Source organism: uncultured Enterococcus sp., assembly GCF_913775425.1.
Taxonomy (GTDB): domain Bacteria; phylum Bacillota; class Bacilli; order Lactobacillales; family Enterococcaceae; genus Enterococcus_G.
The window spans coordinates 25363-48177 of record NZ_CAJYIS010000029.1 but is presented as its reverse complement, the minus strand read 5'-3'; the positions used below and the strand labels follow the sequence as shown (position 1 = coordinate 48177).

Annotated in this window: 22 protein-coding genes and 1 other annotated feature; of the genes, 21 read left to right on the top strand and 1 reads right to left on the bottom strand. The window is 37.2% G+C overall.

Annotated features, from left to right (window positions below):
* The 18 genes from QZ413_RS03250 to QZ413_RS03165 form a co-directional block, all read left to right on the top strand.
* Positions 1-506: glycosyltransferase (locus QZ413_RS03250; RefSeq protein ID WP_297076315.1), on the top strand; the 506-nt coding region annotated here is incomplete at its 5' end.
* A complete protein-coding gene (locus QZ413_RS03245; protein ID WP_297076312.1) occupies positions 496-1350 on the top strand; it encodes a hypothetical protein in 855 nt (284 codons plus the stop codon). The genes QZ413_RS03250 and QZ413_RS03245, both read left to right, overlap by 11 nt.
* 12 nt (positions 1351-1362) lie before the next feature.
* On the top strand, positions 1363-2025 hold the full coding sequence (locus QZ413_RS03240; protein WP_297076309.1) for a hypothetical protein: 663 nt from the start codon (positions 1363-1365) through the stop codon (positions 2023-2025).
* A gap of 35 nt (positions 2026-2060) precedes the next feature.
* Positions 2061-2249 carry a hypothetical protein gene (locus QZ413_RS03235; protein WP_297076305.1) on the top strand — a complete coding sequence of 63 codons (189 nt, stop codon included), beginning with the start codon at positions 2061-2063 and terminating at the stop codon, positions 2247-2249.
* Positions 2250-2274: 25 nt separating this feature from the next.
* Positions 2275-3255 carry a helix-turn-helix transcriptional regulator gene (locus tag QZ413_RS03230; protein ID WP_297076303.1) on the top strand — a complete coding sequence of 327 codons (981 nt, stop codon included), beginning with the start codon at positions 2275-2277 and terminating at the stop codon, positions 3253-3255.
* A 1-nt stretch (position 3256) separates the two neighbouring features.
* Complete coding sequence (locus QZ413_RS03225; protein WP_297076301.1) at positions 3257-4294, top strand: hypothetical protein; 1038 nt, start codon at positions 3257-3259, stop codon at positions 4292-4294.
* Complete coding sequence (locus QZ413_RS03220; RefSeq protein ID WP_297076298.1) at positions 4284-4634, top strand: hypothetical protein; 351 nt, start codon at positions 4284-4286, stop codon at positions 4632-4634. The genes QZ413_RS03225 and QZ413_RS03220 overlap by 11 nt, the downstream gene beginning before the upstream one ends.
* Positions 4635-4665: 31 nt before the next feature.
* Positions 4666-6054: a hypothetical protein gene (locus QZ413_RS03215; RefSeq protein WP_297076295.1), complete on the top strand. Its 1389-nt coding sequence runs from the start codon at positions 4666-4668 to the stop codon at positions 6052-6054.
* Positions 6055-6066: 12 nt separating this feature from the next.
* Positions 6067-6546 (top strand): hypothetical protein, encoded by a 480-nt coding sequence (locus tag QZ413_RS03210; protein ID WP_297076292.1) that lies wholly within the window; start codon positions 6067-6069, stop codon positions 6544-6546.
* A 43-nt stretch (positions 6547-6589) separates the two neighbouring features.
* Positions 6590-8956: an accessory Sec system translocase SecA2 gene (secA2, locus tag QZ413_RS03205; RefSeq protein WP_297076290.1), complete on the top strand. Its 2367-nt coding sequence runs from the start codon at positions 6590-6592 to the stop codon at positions 8954-8956.
* A 295-nt stretch (positions 8957-9251) separates the two neighbouring features.
* Positions 9252-9815 (top strand): alkyl hydroperoxide reductase subunit C, encoded by a 564-nt coding sequence (gene ahpC / locus QZ413_RS03200; RefSeq protein ID WP_016186430.1) that lies wholly within the window; start codon positions 9252-9254, stop codon positions 9813-9815.
* Positions 9816-9826: 11 nt separating this feature from the next.
* Positions 9827-11362 carry an alkyl hydroperoxide reductase subunit F gene (gene ahpF / locus QZ413_RS03195; protein WP_297076286.1) on the top strand — a complete coding sequence of 512 codons (1536 nt, stop codon included), beginning with the start codon at positions 9827-9829 and terminating at the stop codon, positions 11360-11362.
* Positions 11363-11510: 148 nt separating this feature from the next.
* A complete protein-coding gene (gene rarD / locus QZ413_RS03190) occupies positions 11511-12407 on the top strand; it encodes an EamA family transporter RarD (RefSeq protein ID WP_297076284.1) in 897 nt (298 codons plus the stop codon).
* An 83-nt stretch (positions 12408-12490) separates the two neighbouring features.
* Complete coding sequence (locus QZ413_RS03185) at positions 12491-13630, top strand: glycerate kinase (RefSeq protein ID WP_297076282.1); 1140 nt, start codon at positions 12491-12493, stop codon at positions 13628-13630.
* A gap of 163 nt (positions 13631-13793) precedes the next feature.
* Complete coding sequence (gene licT / locus QZ413_RS03180; protein WP_297076281.1) at positions 13794-14630, top strand: BglG family transcription antiterminator LicT; 837 nt, start codon at positions 13794-13796, stop codon at positions 14628-14630.
* A 132-nt stretch (positions 14631-14762) separates the two neighbouring features.
* Entirely contained in the window at positions 14763-16649 is a 1887-nt protein-coding gene (locus QZ413_RS03175; protein WP_297076277.1) for a beta-glucoside-specific PTS transporter subunit IIABC, read from the top strand.
* A gap of 15 nt (positions 16650-16664) precedes the next feature.
* Positions 16665-18110 (top strand): glycoside hydrolase family 1 protein, encoded by a 1446-nt coding sequence (locus tag QZ413_RS03170; protein ID WP_297076274.1) that lies wholly within the window; start codon positions 16665-16667, stop codon positions 18108-18110.
* A gap of 112 nt (positions 18111-18222) precedes the next feature.
* Complete coding sequence (locus tag QZ413_RS03165) at positions 18223-18720, top strand: GNAT family N-acetyltransferase (protein WP_297076271.1); 498 nt, start codon at positions 18223-18225, stop codon at positions 18718-18720.
* Between the two features lie 37 nt (positions 18721-18757).
* On the opposite strand, the gene QZ413_RS03160 is transcribed toward QZ413_RS03165, so the two are convergent.
* The gene (locus QZ413_RS03160) at positions 18758-19534 is read right to left on the bottom strand and encodes a PHP domain-containing protein (RefSeq protein WP_297076268.1); all 777 of its coding nucleotides are present in this window, start codon (positions 19532-19534) and stop codon (positions 18758-18760) included.
* A gap of 147 nt (positions 19535-19681) precedes the next feature.
* Positions 19682-19923: a binding site (T-box leader), on the top strand.
* Between the two features lie 48 nt (positions 19924-19971).
* Between QZ413_RS03160 and hisC the strand changes: the two genes are divergently transcribed.
* From hisC to hisG, 3 genes are read left to right on the top strand one after another with little or no spacing between them, the layout of a single operon-like run.
* Positions 19972-21027, top strand: a complete 1056-nt coding sequence (hisC, locus tag QZ413_RS03155) for a histidinol-phosphate transaminase (RefSeq protein WP_297076266.1) — start codon at positions 19972-19974, stop codon at positions 21025-21027.
* The gene (locus tag QZ413_RS03150) at positions 21024-22184 is read left to right on the top strand and encodes an ATP phosphoribosyltransferase regulatory subunit (protein ID WP_297076263.1); all 1161 of its coding nucleotides are present in this window, start codon (positions 21024-21026) and stop codon (positions 22182-22184) included. The genes hisC and QZ413_RS03150 overlap by 4 nt, the downstream gene beginning before the upstream one ends.
* The gene (gene hisG, locus QZ413_RS03145) at positions 22181-22813 is read left to right on the top strand and encodes an ATP phosphoribosyltransferase (protein ID WP_297076260.1); all 633 of its coding nucleotides are present in this window, start codon (positions 22181-22183) and stop codon (positions 22811-22813) included. The genes QZ413_RS03150 and hisG overlap by 4 nt, the downstream gene beginning before the upstream one ends.
* Positions 22814-22815 lie beyond the last annotated feature (2 nt).

Here is a 22815-nt window from a genome sequence, read left to right as displayed (position 1 = left end):
AAAAACACATCGATATCGTAGTGCGTGCGTTAGTTCAAGCCCGCGAGCAATTCCCTGATTTGTCATTAGATATCTATGGTCAAGGATCAGAAGACCACGTTATCAAAAAGACAATTGATGAATTAGATGCTAGTGACTATATCAAACTTAAAGGACATTCCAATACATTAGATACTGTCTATCCTCAATATGATGCCTTCATCTCTGGATCATATTCAGAAGGATTTGGACTGACTTATATTGAAGCACTGAATGCTGGGTTACCGATCGTTACCTTTAAGGCGAGATTTGGAGCATTAGAGTTAGTCAAAGATGGTGTCAATGGGTACTTGTGTGACTTTTCGCGTACAGATGCGACCTTTAGTATTTTTTGCTTAGCTGAAGGAATCCAAAAATTATGTAGTGCACCTAATCAAGCTTACCAAGATAAAACGCGAACTTCTGTTGAAGCGTTTCAAGACTCAGTAATTGCAGAGAAATGGAGAGTGTTGATCGATGAATTATGAGTTGATGACCGTGATTAGACCAAACGGTGAAATTTGGGAAAAACAACAAGAACAGTTAAAACAGCCGAATACTAAGATTTTATCGATTTCACCAATGCCCGATTTTCAAACCGTGTTACGACGACTTGACGTAACGGGGATTAATTTGTTGGATGAGTTAACCAAGCGTAGCTTTGATCCAGAGACGTTTTTATTTTTCAACCAAGTACCAACAGTAAAAAATGCAGAAATTTTTATGAACGAAAATCGAAGTATTTCGATTTTGTACGATGGTTCTGAAATTGGGAAGGTGTTCTTATATCCACAAACAAGACGTCATGTTCGAGAAGTGCGTTACTTCCATGCTGATCGATCGTTAGATTTTGTGGAGGAATATAGTGGTGATGGAAAAGTTTATAGTCATATTTTTTACGATAAAAACCAAGTACAAGAGATCCAATTTTTAAATGATCATGAGCAACCGATCGTGACCTATTATTTTTATCAAGGTCAAATCAATTTTATTACGATTCGCGATCCAGAAACCTTAGCCATCCGTGAACGTTATCAAACGTTAGCCCAATTTATCGCAGCACAACTAGCTAAAGTAGTCAATCCAGAAGATACAGTGACAATCTCATATCTAGGAATGGAATTATTTGCATTAGAAAAAACGACTTCCTATAACATTTTGCGCTTAATGGAAGCGCCGATTGGTGAAGATGGTCAAATTAAAGGGAATTTAAGATCGATTTTAGAAAATAAAATCGCTTATGTCCATCGTGTCAAAATGAAGCAAGAATACTATGAACAACTAAAAGCGACCGGCGTAAACTTACAAAAAATCGATGTAGAAAACAATTAGGAGGAACTTATTATGACAAACGAAGCAGCAAAAGAAATTTTTGGACAAATGGAACAATTAGTAGCTGAAAATCCACAATCCGTATTGAATTTCGATCAAGAATTGCAACAAGCAGAAGTTCTGACAGAAAAACAACAGGCAGAAATCAAACAAATGACGCTCGTTCATACCAAAATCAAAGAAGTTGCAGCAAGTAAAACACACGTGACCACACAACAATTACAAGAATTAAAAACGCAATTCACGACACATTATACACAATACCAAACAAATGAAGCAGAATTAAAAGTTTTATATACGACTCTAAAAAGTGCGTACGATATTGAAAATAAGATTATGAAAGATTACTTATTAGCTGAGAGCACACAAATGTTAGAAGCGTTGATCGGTAAATTAACAGACCAAGATGAACATTTGGAACAAGTAAAACAAGTGATTTCTGAAGTATCAAAAGCAGAACAAGAAGTTCAAACGGAAGTAGCGGAGTCTTTGCCGGATTCTACGATTGATCAAGAAGTGGTCGAAGAGGTGTCGCTAACAGTCGATCTAAGTGAATCAGATTCAAGTACAGAGACGATCGATGTAGCAGTGACAAGTGAAACTGTTGATATCCATGATCAAATCTTAAGTGCTCAAGAGATGTTTTTAAGTGAGTCAACACATTCCACTCTCTAATTTCTATAGTAGAGATATAAAGAAGGTGAACGGTCTTGAAACAGAACAAACAATTAGATGAAGAGATTCAAACCATTTTCGCATCAGAAACCAAACGTGCGAAAGATCACTCTCAAAAAAGTACTAAAAAAAATAAAGCGATCACAGTGACTTTAGCGATCATTATGTCTGTTTTGATTTTAGGTTCTCTAGTTTATTCGCTGATTACTGCTATTATGAATTAGTCAAAGAAAGCGAGGGATGTTTCAGATGGAATCGAGATATCTGTTAGGTGTACGGCGATTGATTCGAATGGTGAATCCAGAACGAGAGATCCCTCAAACTTCTGTTGTTTCAGTGAATATCAATCGTGAAGAAATCGAGGAGATTCGTAAAAATAAAGGAATCTACATTCGAACGTTTGAAGAGAAAATCAATCTGTCTAAATCTCGGTACTATCGGTGGTTGAAGTACGATATTGATCTTCCGATGGAATACATTGTTAGTATGACCAAGATTTTAGGAATCTCATTTATTGAACTGGAGGATTTATTTGTAGATAGTACGGATGAATTACTGCGTATTTTGTTGCTTACGGTCGATCTTTCATTGAAACACGATGAAAAAAGTCAACAAGAGCTTGTAGCGGTTGCCAAAGAATTGGAAAAATTTCGATTTTCACGAGAAGACACGCAGCTGTATCAATTGATTCTGATTTTTTGTGATATGATTCGTACGGGATCAAAAGAGTCCGTTAAACATTATGGAGTAGAACGAATCGAAAGCTATTTATCAAAAATCGAATATTTTACCCTCTATGATATTGTTTTATATTTGGGAGTATTAAACTTTAAACACTATCATCGAATCAAAATATCGTATGTTGAACAAAATATTGATTCCTTTATCCGAATGTTTCTAGCAAAAATCCAGAAAAATAAGTTAGTTTTCGCCCGTTCTTTTTTCTTAGGAAGTATTCTTGACTTGAGTTTGATCTTGAGAAAAAATCAAGGGAAACTAGTAGCTTATGATTTTTTGAAACAAGCACAGTCGCAAGTATTAGCAAATTGGACGATTTCACCATATGATCAACAATTGTTTGACCTCGCTTTGTTTAGCAACGTGACAAATGCTGAACAAATTGATACTAATATTAGCTCGGTCATCGAAGAATGGAGTCAAAGTAGAGATTTAGAAAAGGTTTCAGATGAAAAAGCTTTTGTAATGACTTACCTAATAGGGAGTATGTAAAATGAGAAGATGGATAACGACAGTCGTTCAAGGTGAGTCGCACGACTCTGTATCAAAGGCTCGTGAAGATGTCTTGTTTTTTAGTCGTAAAATGGATTACAAGCCACTATATATTTATCGCTACTATGATGATAATGAAAGTGAATATGCATTACATTCACGAATCGATGGAATCACAGCCGGTGTGGCAGCTAATGATTTGGTGGTGTATCAATATCCTAGCTATAACGGTCTTGATTTTGATACCCGTTTTATTTCACGTATGAATGCACGTGAAATCGATGTTTGTCTATGGATACATGATATTGAATATCTACGTGGAGCAAGTGATCAAATAAGAGAAGTTGCTTTATTGAATCAAGCGCAGTCAGTAATCATCCATGGATCAGCGATGAAGAAAGCATTACTGGATGCAGGGGTGGTTGTACCATTGATTTTAAAAGAATTATTTGATTATCGATGTCCACAAACGCTACTACTTGATCCAAACACTATATTCGAAAATAAAGTAACAATTGCAGGAAACTTACACAAATCTCCTTTTTTAAAGAATTGGCAGTGGTCGATCCCGATTTTTGCTTTTGGTGATGGCTTGAGTGAGAATTTCTCAGCAAATGTCTATTATCAAGGAAGTTATGCGCCTGAGGAATTGGTTTATCATTTACCTAGAGATACATTTGGATTAGCATGGGACGAGGATTTGGCTCAAGGTGGAGCATACGGGCAATATACACGCTACAATTCTCCACATAAAATCTCATTATATATAGCTTTAGGGATGCCTGTGATCGTGTGGGAAGAGTCTGCGATTGCGCAAATCGTCAAACGTTACAATATTGGGTTAACGATCCGTTCATTAGATGAAATCGAAAATCTAATATGTCATTTATCTATAGCGGAAAAAATACAAATGAAACAAAATGTGACAAGAATCAGTAAGCAACTAACTAACGGTCTATTTACACGAAAAAGTTTATTATCTGCTGAACTGATTGCACTCGAATCAAAGGAAGAAGGGAGTCATTTGGATGCGGATTGATTCAACTAACGAAACCATCAACCATTTAGTGAACGAGATCGATGAATTAATCCAAATTAGAGATCAGCAGTATAAAAGTCTATATAAATTTTTAGAACAAATCAAACAATACTCGAAAGTGTCTTATCAAGAAATTTTGACGCTTCAACGTCTTTTTCAATCTTTCAACGAAACCTATGATACAATTGAGAAACAACTTGCATATCTAGAAGGTAGACTGATAGAAAAGAAAGATACGGTCTCTATTTTGGCACAAGTAACGACGATCAAAACAAAGCTAGCTACACAAGAAAATCAACTACAACAATTATCTTTACAGATCAGTGATCGCTTTCGCTAAAATAGTGTTGTAATACAGGAGGAAACTATACGTGAAACATATTATCGGATTAGATATTGATGAATATCGAGTAGGAATTGTAGCAAATGGGTATCACAAGGTATTAAGCGCAAGTTACTCTTCCGTAAAGAAAAACAACTGGAAAGCCGTTTTGTTTCGTGATAAATTAGGTGGCGATCATGGAAAACGGATTCAATTACAAGATAGCCTGAATGCTATCGATTGGGGAATCAATCATTTATATAGCCGTCGTCCTAAAGCGTATGAAACATTTGGGAATGTTTTAAAAAATCTAAAAGGGCCTGAAACACATGCTTTTATCAAAACGATTTTGTCGTATTTAGTAGCTGACAAACAAGAATTGTTCGATGCGAAATATTCAAATACATTTGCTTGTTCATTATGTATTGGTGTTTCAACTAAGAGTACAGATGATTTAGCAGCAATCGAACAAGCGTTTACTGGTGAATTTCACACAATGGTCGATGGTGAAACTTATACGATCATAGTTGAAGATGTAACGATGATCCCAAGAACACTATGTGCTATTTTAGAAGATAACCATACTAAAGTCGATGTCGATATGGAAGAAATGAACTTTTTAGATGGTTTGTCTTACGTACTTGATTTAAGCGACCATTATTTATGTTGCGATGTCTATGAAGATGGGGAAGTCATCAAAAGTGATTACATTTCGACAGGTTTGATCGCTTTAGCAGACCGTGTCGTTCAAGAATATCGTACAAGTTGTTTGCGAAAAGGAGAACGTCCATTTCAAATCAATAGTGAAATCGTATATAATTTGATCACGACTGCTGCCAGAAGAAGTGAATTTGTATTAAAAGTAAACGGTCAAAATACGATCGATCTTACACCATTTGTTCGTGCAGAATTTGTTGAAGAAACGAAAAAAGTTTTATCTTATTTGAAAAAAGACAACGATGTACAGTATGCAGACAGCATCTTAATACGTGATATCCAAGCAGAAGTGATCAACCAGAAACAAGTTGATCTTGCCTTAGAAACGGTAGGATTATTCTGTAAAAAAATGGATAATGCTTGTTCTAAAGGAGAATATCTATTTGGTGAAATTATGTGGAACGGCCAAAGCGATTTAGAGTTTGCAACCGATGAGACCGTGCAAACTAAAGCGCAAGAACCACTATTTGAATCTGTAGATGAAGAGCCATCAAGACAAGCGTATATATCTGACTCTAGTTCAGCCCAGTTGAGTGAACAACAATATGACAACAATCAAGATGTCGATTATTTTGTTGAAGAATCAAGCACGCAAGCTATTAGCTCTGATGCAACAGATGATTTTATGACGGAAGAAAGTTCACTTGATCTTGATGCTATATTAAAAGAACAACTAGATGTTTTAAATGAGTTGTCTTTAAATATGGAAGATGATCGTTAAGGATCAAGTATTATGAAACGTTTGTTTATGATTATTGTAGTATTAGGCTTATTTATCTTTGGGATTTACTATTTACAACAAGCTGTGGATTATCGACAAACAAGTGCGACTCAAAAGACGACTGAATCAACGGCACCTATCGAACAAGCAGAACTAACGATGAAAACGAAAGTCGTGACTAAGGAGTATCAATTGTCACAAAAGACAGATGATTTTGATCAAAGTCAAATCTATCAAGGCGAGTTTCCTTTTGAAAAACTGGATCGTAATAAATCGTATGTCTTTACGATCACCTTAGTCAACAAAGAAGGACAGCGTTTAGTCACAAAAGAAGGTATTCCGCTTGTTGCGTCCGAAAAAATCCAATTGAAAGCAACAGAAGGTAAAATCGTGTTTGATCTATTTGCCAATCAAGCACTGCGCGAACAGATCCAAGAACTGGATGGCTTTCAAGCAAAAGGTGTATTAAAAGAGTCAGAAAAAGACGACTAGCACCAATTACCATATGTTTACTTCGTTGAAATGAGTGATAAGGATGAAAAATCGAAAGTTTAAACGATATGAAAAAATCGCCCATAAAATTATTGCGTTGGCAGATACGTATCAACAAATGAGCGATGATGAACTGCAAGCACAAACCTTGAACTTTCGGGAACGACTGGAACAAGGGGCTAAGTTAGAAAGTTTATTGATACCCGCTTATGCGGTAGTAGTTGAAACAAACCGCCGTTTATTAGGGATGAAACCCTACTTCGTCCAAATATTAGGTGCTGTAGCTTTGTTTTTTGGAAATGTAGCAGAAATGAAAACAGGTGAAGGCAAAACTTTGACTGCGACGATGCCATTATACCTTCATGGGCTAAGAGGGAAAGGGAATTTTTTGATTACGTCAAATCCGTACTTGGCTAGACGTGATGCGCAAGAAATGGGAAAAATCTACCAATTTTTAGGACTGTCGGTTGAAATCGGCGTTCCTGAATTTGAAGATGAAGAAATCGATAAAGAAGTGGTATACAATGCGGATATTGTGTACACCACAAATAGTGCATTAGGTTTTGATTATTTGTTTGATAATCTAGCTGTAACGGTTGAAAAACAATTCATCAATCAATTGAATTATGTCTTGATTGATGAAATCGATGCGATTTTATTAGATATGGCACAGACTCCTCTAGTGATTTCCGGGGCACCAAAAGTTCAATCGAATTTTTATTCTTTGGCAAACTGGTTTGTTCAAGGAATTGAAGAAGAAGATTATCAGCTTAGTGAAAATCAAAAATCAGTCTGGTTTACAGAAACAGGGATCAAAAAGGCTGAAGAATACTTTGGAGTCGAGCATATTTTAAGTGAAGAATGGCGCGATTTGTATCGTCATTTGGTTATCGCGTTACGAGCAAACTACATTTTACATATCAATCGTGATTACGTAGTCGATGATGGGGAAATCGTATTATTAGATGAAACAAATGGTCGTAAGTTAGCAGGAACGAAATTACAAGCAGGTCTGCATCAGGCTTTAGAAGCGAAAGAAAATTTAGTGATCACCAAAGAAACGCGCTCGATGGGATCGATCACGTATCAAAATCTATTCCGAAAATTTGCTATCATTTCAGGAATGACTGGGACTGCGTTAACCGATGCAGATGAATTTCGGGAAACGTATAATCTGGATGTTGTCAAAGTACCTACGAATAAACCAATCAATCGAATCGATCATCCAGATTTAGTATTTTTAACTAATCGAGCTAAGATCATGGCCTCACTAGAAGCAGTGAAAGGTGCATTACTAGTGGATCGTCCGATTTTAATTGAAGCGGGTTCTGTTTCAATGTCGACATTGTATTCATTGATTTTACTACAAAATGGAATTCCTCATAATCTATTAAACGCGACAACGGCTTCTAGAGAATCTTGGATCATCTCAGAAGCTGGAAAACATGGAGCTGTAACTGTAGCAACTTCAATGGCTGGTCGCGGTACTGATATCAAATTGGATAGTCGATCGAAAAAGCAAGGCGGATTATTTGTAATAGGAACAGAACGCATGACTAGTGACCGTATCGACAATCAACTTCGCGGACGTTCTGGCCGTCAAGGCGATCCAGGTGATAGTATCTTTTACGTTTCACTAGAGGATCGTATCGTAGTGGAAAGTGCGCCAAAATGGGCTAACCACAAACGTCAAGAGATGTTAGAAGAATTAGACGAAGGAAAAATAGCTGAAAATGTTTCGTTGAGCGAGCGTAAATATCGTAGAGTTATTGATAAATCACAAGCAATCCGTAAAAATCAAGAAGTGGCTGCACGTCGAAACACGTTAGAGTTTGATGAAATCATTACGATTCAGCGTGATACTGTTTATAAAACACGAAATATGATCATGTCTGCTTTACTTGAAGAATTAGATAAATTGATCCATTACTCGTTTAATCAAGCTATTGTAAATTATTGTAAAGATGCTGCAAATCTAAATTCAGAAACATTAACTGATTTTATTTTTAATACGATCGACTATGATTTTGACCCTCAACGCGTACTTGATTTAGGCGAGTTGAATAAAAAAAATGTAAGAGAATTTTTGATCGAATTGATTCGGGAACGTTTGGCTGTTGCAATGGCGCCGTTAGATAATTTATACCAACAAATTTATTTTAAACGTTTGATTTTATTAAAAGCACTCGATCAACAATGGATCGAGCAATCAGATAATTTACAACAGTTAAAAGTGGTCGTCAATGGCCGTAACTGGGGACAACACCGCCCTATTTATGAATTTCAGGTAGAGGCTAAACGTTCTTTTGAACAAATGAAACAAGAAGTTTCCGTTCAAATATTGAAAAATATGCTGCTTTCTGAATTAGTTCCAGACGAAGATGGTTCTATCGATGTCGAATTTCCTTAATTACGTCAGCTAAGAATGAGCAATAGTACTTATTTAATCTTGGTGTCTTAAGCACTCAATAAAAACCAGAATGAGGGAAGTGAAAATGTCCATCTGTTCTGGTTTTTTTCTTTTAATCAGAAGAGCCCATTTTCATTTAGCAATGATAATTGAAAATAAACAATTAGTGAATAAATAAAGAATGCCCTTTATCTTTCAATTCTTGTTTCATAAAGGTTGACTTATAATCAATTTAATATAATAATGATTATTGTAAATAAAATTACAATTTTAAAATTTTTAGGAGGAATGATCCATGTCATTAATTGGAAAAGAAGTCGAAGCATTTCAAGCTCAAGCATTTAGAAATGGTGATTTTGTAGAAGTGAGTTCAGAAGATTTAAAAGGACAATGGAGTCTATTTTGTTTTTACCCAGCTGACTTCACATTTGTTTGTCCAACTGAATTAGAAGACTTACAAGATCAATATGCGACATTAAAAGAATTAGGAGTAGAAGTATACTCAGTATCAACAGATACGCATTTTACTCATAAAGCTTGGCATGATCATTCAGAAGCGATTGGTAAAATTACCTATACGATGATCGGGGATCCAAATCACCGTATCTCTCGTATTTTTGATGTATTAGATGAAGAAGAAGGTGCTGCTCAACGTGGTACATTCTTGATCGATCCAGACGGTGTCGTTCAAACTGTTGAGATCAATGCAGATGGTATCGGACGTGATGCAAGTCACTACATCGATAAAGTAAAAGCTGCGAAATATGTACGTACCCATCCAGGTGAAGTCTGCCCGGCTAAATGGAAAGAAGGTACAGAAACATTGAAACCTAGCTTAGATTTAGTAGGTAAAATTTAAGGAGGGACACTATGAGTTTAGATTTAGATATCAAAGAACAACTTGTTCAATATCTAGCCCTTTTAGAAAATGATGTCGTCTTTACAGCAAGTTTAGATGATCAACAAGAGTCGACTGAAGTACGTGCATTTATCGAAGAAATCGTGGCGATGTCTGATCGCTTGACTTTCGTTGAAGCAAAGCTGGACTATACACCAAGCTTTCGCTTAGACCAGCCAGGAAAAGAATCAGGCGTCATTTTTGCTGGAGTTCCTTTAGGTCATGAGTTCACGTCATTTGTATTAGCTTTATTACAAGTGAGTGGTCGTGCACCTAAGGTCGATGAAGATGTGATCAAAAAAATCAAACAAATCGATCGCCCGTTACATTTTGAGACATTTGTAAGTTTGACATGTCATAACTGTCCAGATGTCGTGCAAGCCTTGAATATCATGAGTGTCTTAAGCGAACATGTTTCTCATACGATGGTTGAAGGTGGAATGTTTCAAGAATTAGTCGATGCAAAGGGAATCATGGCAGTACCGACTGTTTTCTTGAATGGCGAAGAGTTTGATAGTGGTCGGATGTCGATTGAACAAATTTTAGACAAATTAGCAATCGGTGAATCAGATCATGAAGAGCTATCTGCTAAAGAACCATTTGATGTTTTGGTCGTTGGAGCAGGTCCTGCTGGAGTGAGTGCTGCAATTTATGCTGCGCGTAAAGGAATTCGCACAGGAATCGTTGCAGAACGCTTTGGTGGTCAAGTTTTAGAAACTGTTGGGATCGAAAATTTGATCGGAACACCTTACACTGAAGGGGAAAAATTAGCGATTTCACTAGAAGAACACGCAAAAACTTATCCAATCGATATCATCAAAACAAGACGTGTGATCGATATTCAAGAAGATGCTGGTCTTAAGGTTGTTGAATTAGACAATGGTGCAATTTTAAAAGCAAAAGTTGTGATTCTAGCAACAGGTGCGCGTTGGCGCAATGTTAATGTTCCTGGTGAAGCAGAATTTAAAAATAAAGGAGTCGCTTATTGTCCACACTGTGACGGTCCTTTATTTGCAGGAAAAGATGTTGCCGTGATTGGTGGCGGAAACTCTGGAATCGAAGCCGCCATCGACTTAGCTGGTCTATCTAGTCATGTTACGGTATTAGAATTCTTACCAGAATTAAAAGCTGATTCAGTTTTACAAGAACGTGTAGCGAGTTTACCAAACGTTACGGTCATCAAAAACGCACAAACGAAAGCGATCCTAGGCGATTCGAAAGTTCATGCATTGACGTATATCGATCGTGAAACGAACGAAGAACATCAAGTTGATTTAGCTGGTGTATTTGTTCAAATTGGCTTGGTTCCTAATACAGAATTTTTAGATGAACGATTTGAAAAAACACGTATGGGAGAATTGGTAGTGGATAAATTTGGTCAAACAAGTGTACCAGGTATCTTCGCTGCCGGTGATTGTACCGATAGTGCTTATAAACAAATCATTATTTCAATGGGATCTGGTGCAACAGCTGCGCTAGGTGCTTTCGATTATATGATTCGTCAATAGAATATGGTTCAATCATTTTTAAGAAGAGTGACAGATTTCTGTCACTCTTCTTTTTTTAAAAGCATATTTTACACATCAAATTAGATAAAATAGAGATTTTCTAAATTTAACGTGTTATGCTAACTTTAGAAGAGATTGGAGGATATCAATGGAAGAAAAATCAGTCGGGATTCTAAGTGGATTAGTATCCTATTTATTTTGGGGTGTGTTAGGATTATTTTGGGCGCTGTTGGCTATCGTCCCAGCATTAGATATTTTAGCCTATCGTTTTGTATTTTCACTTGTATTTATGGCACTTATTTTAACGGTTCAACGTGATTGGCGTGCCTTTTTCTTAGCAGTCAATACATTGATTCAGTCTAAAAAAATCATTTGGGTTGCCTTAGCTTCTTTTTTGATTGCAGTCAATTGGGGGACCTATATTTACATGGTCGGTCATGGTCAAGCGACTGAGGCTAGTTTAGGGTATTATATTATGCCTTTGTTTAATGTAGCGATCGCATTGATCTTTTTTAAAGAACCATTGACGAAGACGAGTGTTCTCGCTATTTTATTTGCAGCGATTGGTGTGGTTTGGTTCACGATTCAAACAGGGTCGCTTCCAATCAATACATTGATCTTAGCTACAGCTTTTTGTTTGTACGGAGTCATTAAAAAGAAAATCCAATTGCCTGCGAGTTTTTCCTTAATGCTAGAAACGATTATGTGCGTGCCTTTTGGACTGGTCTATTTATTCTTTTTCACGGACGTATCATTTTGGTCTTATTCGCCTCTTGTGATGGTACTTTTAGTATTAAGTGGTATCGTGACTGCTGTACCTTTACTTTTATTTACTGTGGCGGCAAAAAATGTTGATTTTGTGACATTGAGTTTCATTCAGTATATCAATCCCACAATGCAACTGATCGTAGCTGTCTTCTTTTTACATGAAGCATTTGACCCACACAAATGGTTTGTTTTCACCTTTATTTGGCTAGGAATCGCCATCTTTACGATTGGAACGATTCATGAATATCGTCAAGTGATGTTTCAAAAAACAAAATAAATCAAAGAGGGAACCTATCTTAATAGGGAACCTCTTTTTTTTATGCAAATTTGTAGTACACTAATAAGAAAGGGGTGAAGAGAATGAGCCAAACATTTATCTTAGCACCAGATTCATTCAAAGAAAGCATGACGGCAAAAGAAGTAGTTGTTGCAATGTCAAAGGGGATTCGTCAGGTTTTTCCTGATGCTACTATCCATCATGTTCCTCTAGCAGATGGCGGGGAAGGAACGCTAGATGTCATTAGTGAACATGCGGATTATGAAAAAGTGACGCGGCATGTGATGGGACCATTCTTTGATGAAGTAGTACCTGCAACATTTCTATATAATCAAAAAACCAAAGTAGCTGTTTTAGAATTGGCACAAACGAGTGGACTGGAACTTGTAGCTAAAGTGAAACGAACACCGTTAACTACGACAACATTTGGTACAGGACAGTGTGTATTAGAAGCCGTAAAATTAGGTGCGAAAAAAATTATTTTAGCAGTTGGAGGCAGTGCAACACACGATTTAGGATTTGGGATTTTACAAGCGTTGGGTGTTCGATTTTTTACAAAACAATACGTTCAAATTCCAAATGGCCGACTTCAATTATCTAAAATCGATACTTTATCTAGTGAAACGATCGATCCAAGGATCAAGCATCTCGAATTTATCGTAGCTAGTGATGTGGAAAATCCATTGTGTGGTATCCAAGGAGCAGCACATGTCTTTGCTAAACAAAAGGGAGCTACAGCAAGTGAGATCTTACAATTAGAAAAAGAAACGGTTCGTTTAGCTCAAACGTTCAATCAAAAACATAACGATTATTTACAAACTGCTGGTATGGGCGCAGCCGGAGGTATTCTTTTTGGGTTAAGTTTAGTGAATGAACGTTGTCGAAGAATTTCTGGCATCGACTGGGTGTTAGATGAAGTCAATCTAGAGCGTTACGTAACAAAAGATACGATTGTCTTCACGGGAGAAGGAAAAATTGATTACCAAACAGAAAAGGGAAAAGTGATTGCAGGAGTAATCCAGCGCCTTACAACTCATCAGATTCCAATTTTAGCATTTGGTGGAAGTGTAGAAAAAGACCTTGACCTAATAGGGATAACTGCTTGCTTTAGCATTATACCCGCGCCGACTTCTCTTAAAGAAGCGTTGAGAGATGGTCCGGATAACTTAGCCTATACAGTGGAACAAGTATGCCGAATTTTAGCGTTCATAAATAAAAAATAAGCAACATAAAAAATACTGAAAAGGCTTGCATATGGAAAATATCTATGCTAAGATAGCTCTTGTAATCAGGATTGTTACTGCTCGGCAGGCAAAACCGGAGTTATCTCGTGTAATTGTATGGGGATGATTCTAGGTTTTTTTTTATGTTGATTGGAGGATCAAGATGATCATTGAAAGAGTATTGAACAATAATGTGATTTCTTCGTTAAATCAGCGCGGTGAAGAAGTGATTTGCATGGGAAAAGGGATCGCTTTTCAAAAGAAATCAGGGGATGTCGTTGAAGATACTTTGATCGAAAAAGAATTTGTATTAAAAGATTCAGTAACGAGTCAACAGTTTCAGCAATTATTTGAAGATGTTCCGGCTGAGGAAATCGAATTAGTCAAAAAAATTGTTGATTATGCTGAAAAAGAACTTCAAGTGACCCTAGCACCAACTATTTATTTAAACTTGACCGACCATATGCATTATGCGATCATGCGAGCTAAAGAAGGAATCGAATTACCAAATCCGCTACTTTTTGAAACAAAAAAGTTTTATCCTAAAGAATTTCGGATTGCGCAACATACTTTAGCCAAAATCTCAGATTATTTTTCAGTGACATTACCAGAATCAGAAGCCGGATTCATCGCGTTTCATATCGTGAATGCCCAACAACAGCATGCGGATATGTCGACTACGATGGAAACGACGGAGATGGTACGCAATATCTTAAGAATCATCAGTCGTTATTTTGGAATCACCCTTAATGCTGAAACGTTAAGTTATCAAAGAATCGTGACACATTTGCAATACTTCGCCCAACGCTATTTGGAAAATAAACTTTCAGAAGAAACGGATGAATTTTTATTTGCATTGATTCAATCAAAATATCCAAAGGCATTTCAGGCTGTACAGCGGATCAATGATTTTTTGATTACGCGTTACGATCGTCCAATTGGCGAATCGGAAATGATTTATTTAACGATCCATATCGAACGGGTCGTGCAAGAACAATAATAATCAATCGAATGGATTGTGACTGGTTAGGCAGGCAAAACCCAGATTGAAAAGACAACTATGCATCAGCACTAGTGTTTTTTCAATTTGGGTTTTTTGTTTATAAAAAATAGTAAAAAAGGAGTATATCTTATGTCGAAAAATCAAGAAATTGCAAGCCGTGTGCTAGATGCGGTAGGAGGAAAAGAAAATGTAAACAGTGTCGTCCATTGTGCAACACGTTTGCGTTTTAAATTAAAAGACGAAGAAAAAGCTGATACAGAACGCTTAAAGCAAGATCCAGATGTGATCCAAGTCGTCCGTAGTGGTGGTCAATATCAAGTCGTGATCGGAAGTCATGTAAGTGATGTGTATCGTGAATTGATCAACCAATCGAATTTAAGTAGTTCATCCGATGAAGCTTCTGATAAAAACGAAACGATACTTGGGCGTTTGATCGATATCGTGTCGTCGATTTTCACACCTTTTTTAGGTGCGATGGCAGGAGCTGGGGTATTAAAAGGATTCCTAACACTCGCTTTAGCATTAAATTGGTTGACAGATACTTCAGGTGTTTATATCGTCTTGTTTGCCATTGCAGATGGTTTCTTTACTTATTTACCAGTCGCTTTAGCCGTAACGGCTGCACGTAAATTTAAAACCAATGAATTTTTGGCATTAGCGTTAGCGATGGCACTCGTTTATCCAACGATTACCGCTTCTGCTGGTCAAACATTGAGCTTTTTAGGATTACCAGTCATTATCGGAGCAAGCGCATATACATCTTCGGTTATTCCGATTTTATTAGCTGTATTTATTCAAAGTTACGTAGAACGTTTCTTTAAAAAAGTTGTTCCGGACTTTTTACAAATTATTTGTGTTCCTGTAGCGGTCTTCTTGATCATGGCACCTTTAACATTTATTGCGATTGGTCCGATTGGATCGATTTTAGGGGATTGGTTAGGTAAAGGCTATGGCGCGATTTACGGGCTAAGTCCATTAGTAGCTGGTGCTGTAATGGGTGGTTTATGGCAAGTTTTTGTAATGTTTGGGATGCATTGGGGCTTTGTACCGATCGCTTTATTGAATTTAACACAATACGGATCAGATTCGATGGTACCGATGTTACTACCTGCTGTTATTTCTCAAGCAGGTGCAGCTTTAGCGGTCTTCTTTATGACTAAAAATACCAAATTAAAAGGATTAGCCATGTCGTCTACTATCACGGCATTTTTCGGGATCACCGAACCAACTGTGTACGGAGTAACATTACCACTTAAAAAACCATTTATTGCAGCATGTATCAGTGGTGCAGTGGGTGGGGCGATTATTGGTTTTTCACATGTTCAAAACTATGCCTTTGGATTAGTGAGTATTTTAAGCTTACCAAGTTTTATCCCTCAAGATACTAAAAGTTTGGATGGTGTCATTTGGGCTGCCATCGGTACTGCAGTCGCTTTTGTATTAGCTTTTGTATTGACGATGGTGTTACGTTTTGAAGATCAACCAGAAGTAGCGGCAACAACGCCATTAGCAAAAGTAGATGAAGTAACAGATACAAGAATCAATCCAACAAGTGATGCGCATCATTATACGATTTCAAGTCCTTTAAAAGGAACAGTGTTGCCTTTAAGCAAAGTCGAAGACCAAGTCTTTGCTTCTGAAGCACTAGGTAAAGGCGTGGCCATCGAGCCTGTGATCGGAGAACTATACGCTCCTTATGATGGTGAGATTACAACGATTTTTCCAACAGGACATGCAGTCGGATTGACGACGATTGACGGAATTGAAATTTTGATGCATATTGGAATGGACACTGTTGCACTTGAAGGAAAAGGGTTCACAGCACATGTGAAACAAGGTGACCATGTCCAAAAAGGTGAGCGATTGATCACTTTTGATATTGAATTTATCAAAGCTCAAGGGTACCCAGTGGTAACGCCAGTCGTGATTACGAACACGGCACAATTTACCGATGTATTAGATCTAGATCAAGAAACGATTTTAAATGGCGAAGATCTGTTGACGATTGTAAAATAGAAAGGTGGAGGCAATATGACAAAATCAGTATTTCCAGAAGGTTTTTTATGGGGTGGCGCTACAGCAGCGAACCAATTAGAAGGAGCATATCAAGAAGGCGGTAAAGGATTATCCGTAGCAGATGCTATGCCTGGTGGGAAAACTCGACTTGAAGTTCTAGGCAGCGATACATTTGATTGGACGATCGATGAAGCACAATATGTCTATCCAAATCATCGAGGAATCGATCATTACCATCGTTTCAAAGAAGACATTGCCCTGTTTGCGAAAATGGGTTTTAAATGCTATCGTTTTTCAATCGCGTGGACACGCATTTTCCCTAAAGGGGATGAGTTGACACCTAATAAAGAAGGTCTGGCATTTTATGAACAAGTAATCGATGAATGTCTTAAATATGGCATCGAACCAGTCATTACGATTTCTCATTATGAAATGCCGCTACATTTGGCAAAAGAATACGGTGGTTGGAAAAACCGTGAATTGATTACTTTTTACGAACGTTATGCAAAAGTGGTGTTAGAAAAATTCCATAGTAAAGTCAACTATTGGATGACATTTAATGAGATCAATTCAGCTTTCCATTTTCCAGCTTTGAGTCAAGGAATGGTAAATTCGACTGGGGCTAGTGATTATCAAAATGTCTTCCAAGCATGGCATAATCAGTTTGTAGCTAGCAGTAAGGCCGTAAAAATCGGGCACGAATTGAATCCGGATTTACAAATTGGCTGTATGATCATCTATGCAACAACCTATAGTATGGATTCTAATCCAATCAATCAAATGGCAACGATCGAACAAAATCAAGAAATGAATTTTTTCTGTGCGGATGTTCAAGTTCGTGGAGAATACCCAGCTTATACCAAACGGATTTTTGACAAATACAATGTCAGCGAGTTAGACATTGCAGAAGGTGAACTAGAGTTATTAAAAGACTATCCAGTTGATTACATTGGATTTAGTTATTATATGTCTAGTGTAGTTGATATTACGGATGAAGAAGCAGCAAAAGCAAGTGGAAACTTACTTGCCGGTCTAAAAAATCCTTTCTTAAAAGCGAGTGAATGGGGTTGGCAAATCGATCCAGTTGGGCTGAGAATCGCGTTAAATGAATTATACAATCGTTATGAAAAACCGGTCTTTATTGTAGAAAATGGTCTAGGTGCGATCGATAAAGTTGACGAGAACTTCTATGTAGCAGATGATTATCGTATTGATTATTTACGCGAACATATCGAGGCGATGGCCGCAGCAATCGTTGATGGTGTGGATATTATGGGGTATACGCCATGGGGGTGTATCGATTTAGTCAGCGCTTCGACAGGTGAAATGAGCAAACGTTATGGTTTTATCTATGTCGACTTAGATGATGAAGGCAACGGTACAGGAAATCGTTATGAGAAAAAATCATTTGACTGGTACCGACAAGTGATTGCGACAAATGGGACAAATCTGACTAACTAAAAAGTGAATACAAAATGTAGTGCTCCCCCAAAAGCTAGACATCTGTTCTAGCTTTTGGGGGTTTTTACAACTGCACTCATTTTTTAGTATACTACTTTAAAGGGGGAGTTAGATGGACAATCAAATCACACTAGCGTATTTAGATCATGATGATCTAGATGCTTTACAAGTTGTAAGTGTTATCAGTTTTTATGAATCGTTTATCGCTGGCGCAGATCCACTTGATATGCAAGGATATTTACAGACACAGTTGACAACTGAAATATTGGCAGTAGAATTAGCACAGTCAACCAGTAAATTTATTGGTATTAAGGATCATCAACTACTCATTGGTTATATGAAAGTCAATGACGAAAAAGATGCTATAGAGATTCAACGGATCTATCTGCTCAAAGATTATCAGAACAAAGGGTTAGGGCAACGATTACTCAATGAAGCGAATCGTTATGCTAAAACAAAACAAAAACGTTATTTACGGTTGACTGTTTATGAAAAAAATCATGCAGGCATTCGTTTTTACGAACGTCATGGATTTAAAAAAATCGGGATCAAACATTTTCCTTTAGGAAAACAAGATCGTATTTGTCCGATTTTAGAAAAAGAGATCTAAAAAAACGTCCTCACTTTTGATGCTGAGGACGTTTTTTTTAGACTGGTAATGGAACCATGATTTGCTTTCCTTTTTGATAAATCGCTAATTCGGTCACACCTTTTGCTTTTAACAAAGCAAAAAGATCATCGAAATGAAAACGGAAATGTTCAAGGTAATGCCCATCTGATCCAACACTAAACAAGGTACCACCACGTGAAAGATATAAATCGATGACATATTCATATAACGCTAAATTATCATACAAGTAAGCGCTCTTAGCATTTAATTCGAAGGCCAATTTATTTTTGATTACTTGATCTAGAATCGGTAAAAACTGCGCTTCATATTGTTTAAATTCAGCAACGGATAGACCAAACACCCGAAAACCATAGTCAAAATGGGCAAACACATTGGCATCGATGACCTCAATAGCTTCTGCTAATTGTTCGAAGTACATCGGAATAATGTGTGCAGGATCCATATCTTTGACTTCATCATCTAAATAATCAAATTGGCCATTATGATGCACACTAAGTAATTTTAAATCGTAGTCTTTATCGGCTAAATAGTCGATGATCCGATCCTTTTCAGAAGCGATGTAACCGATCTCGATGCCTTTTAAAACACGATTGCCAAAACGCTTATTTAAGCTATCGATTGTTTGACTGTACATTTCATAATCGGGGATATCATCGACTTTAGTAACAGGATTGGCTAAATCAAAATGTTCAGTTGTCACGACGTAACCATCGTAGTTTGTTAAATAGTCCTCAAAATCAGCATTTGAATCATAAGAAAAATGTGTATGAAGATGTTGGTCATAGTATTCCATCAATCTTTTCTCCTTTGTGAATAAATAATTAAGACGAATGTTTCTTAATTTCATTATACTTAATTTTAAGTTTTTTGCATTTTTTTCTTGCAAATTTAACAAATAATCATTATGATAGTTTCAATATCAAAAAAATGAAAATTATATAATAAAACGATGAGAGAAAAAGGCTTATTCCATTCTTTTAAAGAGAACTCTTGGTTGGTGAAAAAGAGTAAGAACAATAAGACGACACATTCTGGAGTGTTTTTTTGAACCAAATAGTATTTGAGTAGGAAAAAACGGTGGGCCCGTTAACGCCAAGATCGATCGATTTGATCGACCTGATGAGTTTTGATTTGTGAAAATCAAAAAAATCAGAGGTGGAACCACGTGTTGACGTCCTCTAGCTAATAGTGCTAGAGGGCGTTTTTTTTTAATTAGGAGGGAATAGTAAAATGGATGGATTACGTAAAATTAAACCTTATGTTCCAGGAGAACAAGTGATTGAACAAACTGCAATCAAATTAAATACGAATGAACATGCTTATCCACCTTCACCCACTATAAAAGAAGCACTTAGCACGTTTGACTTGAAGAAACTACAACGCTATTCATCAGTCGATAATCAAGCGCTATGTCAAGTGATTGCTAGTCAAGAAGGGATCGATCCGAGCTTGATTACGACTTCCAATGGGAGTGATGATATTTTAGCATTAGCGTTTCAAAGTTTTTTTCAAACATCAAAGGCTATTTTATTTCCTGATATGACTTATGGGTTTTATCCAGTATGGTGTGAGTTATATGGTATTCCTTACCAAACGATTGCACTAGACGAACAATTCCACTGGCCCAAAGATTTGCCTAAAAAAATCGGTGGCGTCGTATTGGCAAATCCAAATGCACCTACGAGTCAAGTTGAAACCAAAGCATTTATTATTTCTTTACTTGAAACCTATCCAGATCAAGTGATTATTGTCGATGAAGCGTATCAAGCATTTGCTGGTTTTAGCGTTGTCTCTTTAGTGAAACAGTATGAAAATTTATACGTGACGCGTACCTTATCAAAAGATCATGCACTTGCAGGCTTACGAGTAGGATATGGGATTGGATCAGAAAAATTAACAACCATCATCAAAGCAGTGAAAAATTCATATAATCCTTATGCAGTCGATGCATTAGCTGAAACAGTAGCAATCGCAGCTTTAAAAGATCAGACATACTATCAAAAAATAACTCAAGAAGTCGTCAGCACTAGAATTTGGTTTAGCCAAGCATTAACACAGCTTGATTTTGAAACATTACCTAGTCATACCAATTTTGTGTTGACTAAACCATACTTTACGACAGCCAAAAAACTATATGAACAATTAAAAGCGCGTCAGATCTATGTTCGTTATTTTGAGCAACCACCACGTTTAGCCGATTATTTACGTATTTCGATTGGGACACAAAATGAGATGCAACAAGTGATCACTTGTATCAAACAGTTACAAAAGGAGGAGCAGTCATGAGAAGAAAGCAATTGCCAGCAGGAACGAAAGACCGCTTATTTCGGCGGGCAGAAGGAGTATTTGAACTTGAATATCAAGTAAATCGCCTGTTACGTCAGCGCGGTTTTCAACGAATTGAGACACCGGTTATCGAATTTGCTGAAGTATTTGAAGGTAGTCATAATCAAGAAGGATTTTATCGTTTCTTTGACAATCAAGGGCGCTTATTGACCTTGCGTCCGGATATGACGTCACCGGTCGGCCGTGTGATTGCTTCGACTAAAGTCGAATTGCCACTTAAATTGCGTTATAGCGGAAAAGTATTTCGCTATCATGACGAGATGAAAGGATTGCAAAATGAATTTACCCAAGCTGGAATCGAAATTATTGGTTTTCCTTCGTTAAAAGCAGAGTATGAAGCGATTCTTTCAGCTGATCGAGTGTTAGCGGCTCTAGCGGTTCCGAATTATTCGATCGAGATCGGACATGCTGGTATTTTTCAACATATAGTGACGGAATTGCATCTAGATCGCGAACAGACCGAACAATTAAAGATCCATTTTTTAAATAAAAGTATTACGGATATTGCAGAGCTAGCCATTCAGATCCCTAGTGTGATCAGTGAATTTATCAAAGAGATTCCAAAGTTATTTGGACCGATCGAGCAAACCTTGGCTAAGGCAAAAACTTTACTACCTGAGAATCATCCAATCCTAGATGATCTAGCAGAGATTGAAACACTCGTTACATTATTTCCACATTCATTGACACAGCGTCTACGTGTCGATCTGGGTATGGTCGGAGCGATGGAGTATTATACGGGGATTATGTTCTCAAGTTTTAGTGAAGGGATCCCTGAAAACTTTCTCAGTGGTGGGCGATATGATTATCTATTTAAACGATTTGACTTAGCACAAACGAGCTCAGTTGGATGGGCACTAAATATCGATACACTTTTTGATTTCTTATATCAAAAACCAACAAAACAAGAGCATAAAAAAATTCTTGTCTATTTTGATGATAAAACTGCAAATGTCGCACCTGATTTCGAACAAGAAGGCATTGAATTGTCTTTATTTGAAACATATGAAGAGACGCTTCGATTTGCGAAAAAATGGCTGTATGATGCAGTATGGATCATCGATGCGACAGGTGGGAAAGAAGAGGTAAAACTATGAGTCGACCGATCACGATCGCATTAACAAAAGGGCGTTTAGAAAAACAAACGTTGGCGTTATTTGCCAAAGCAGGTTTTGATGTTGCATTTATGGAAGATAAAAAGCGCAAATTGATTTTTGAAAGTCCAGATGGGAAGTTTCGTTTCTTACTAGTCAAAGCAGTCGATGTGACGACATATGTTCGTCATGGTGTCGCCGATATCGGTGTCGTAGGTAAAGACATCTTACTAGAACATCCAGAAGGGTATTATGAGATGTTGGATCTAGGGATTGGGGTTTGTCGTTTTGCCGTCGCCTCTACATCAAACTATGATCCAAATAATCATCGCCGTAAGCGGATCGCTTCTAAATATCCGACAGTGGCGAGTCGTTTTTTCCAAGCGAAGAAAGAAGATGTTGAAATCATAAAAATCGAAGGTTCAGTGGAGATTGCACCATTGCTTCATTTGGCAGATGCGATTGTGGATATTGTCGAAACAGGAACGACATTAAAAGAAAATGGATTGGTCGTCTTTGAAGAGATTTGCCGGATCTCTGCTCGTCTAATCGTAAATAAATCGGCTTTAAAAAGTAATCCAGCAATTTTGACCTTTATCAATCAAGTGGAAGCAAGTTTGGAGGAATGTTAAAT

Bases quoted from the DNA above. Each gene is read 5' to 3' on its own strand.
- QZ413_RS03245 (WP_297076312.1), top strand. From the start codon at position 496: ATGAATTATGAGTTGATGACCGTGATTAGACCAAACGGTGAAATTTGG.
- QZ413_RS03240 (WP_297076309.1), top strand. From the start codon at position 1,363: ATGACAAACGAAGCAGCAAAAGAAATTTTTGGACAAATGGAACAATTA.
- QZ413_RS03230 (WP_297076303.1), top strand. From the start codon at position 2,275: ATGGAATCGAGATATCTGTTAGGTGTACGGCGATTGATTCGAATGGTG.
- QZ413_RS03225 (WP_297076301.1), top strand. From the start codon at position 3,257: ATGAGAAGATGGATAACGACAGTCGTTCAAGGTGAGTCGCACGACTCT.
- QZ413_RS03220 (WP_297076298.1), top strand. From the start codon at position 4,284: ATGCGGATTGATTCAACTAACGAAACCATCAACCATTTAGTGAACGAG.
- QZ413_RS03210 (WP_297076292.1), top strand. From the start codon at position 6,067: ATGAAACGTTTGTTTATGATTATTGTAGTATTAGGCTTATTTATCTTT.
- secA2 (WP_297076290.1), top strand. From the start codon at position 6,590: ATGAAAAATCGAAAGTTTAAACGATATGAAAAAATCGCCCATAAAATT.
- ahpC (WP_016186430.1), top strand. From the start codon at position 9,252: ATGTCATTAATTGGAAAAGAAGTCGAAGCATTTCAAGCTCAAGCATTT.
- ahpF (WP_297076286.1), top strand. From the start codon at position 9,827: ATGAGTTTAGATTTAGATATCAAAGAACAACTTGTTCAATATCTAGCC.
- rarD (WP_297076284.1), top strand. From the start codon at position 11,511: ATGGAAGAAAAATCAGTCGGGATTCTAAGTGGATTAGTATCCTATTTA.
- QZ413_RS03185 (WP_297076282.1), top strand. From the start codon at position 12,491: ATGAGCCAAACATTTATCTTAGCACCAGATTCATTCAAAGAAAGCATG.
- licT (WP_297076281.1), top strand. From the start codon at position 13,794: ATGATCATTGAAAGAGTATTGAACAATAATGTGATTTCTTCGTTAAAT.
- QZ413_RS03175 (WP_297076277.1), top strand. From the start codon at position 14,763: ATGTCGAAAAATCAAGAAATTGCAAGCCGTGTGCTAGATGCGGTAGGA.
- QZ413_RS03170 (WP_297076274.1), top strand. From the start codon at position 16,665: ATGACAAAATCAGTATTTCCAGAAGGTTTTTTATGGGGTGGCGCTACA.
- QZ413_RS03165 (WP_297076271.1), top strand. From the start codon at position 18,223: ATGGACAATCAAATCACACTAGCGTATTTAGATCATGATGATCTAGAT.
- QZ413_RS03160 (WP_297076268.1), bottom strand. From the start codon at position 19,534: ATGGAATACTATGACCAACATCTTCATACACATTTTTCTTATGATTCA.
- hisC (WP_297076266.1), top strand. From the start codon at position 19,972: ATGGATGGATTACGTAAAATTAAACCTTATGTTCCAGGAGAACAAGTG.
- QZ413_RS03150 (WP_297076263.1), top strand. From the start codon at position 21,024: ATGAGAAGAAAGCAATTGCCAGCAGGAACGAAAGACCGCTTATTTCGG.
- hisG (WP_297076260.1), top strand. From the start codon at position 22,181: ATGAGTCGACCGATCACGATCGCATTAACAAAAGGGCGTTTAGAAAAA.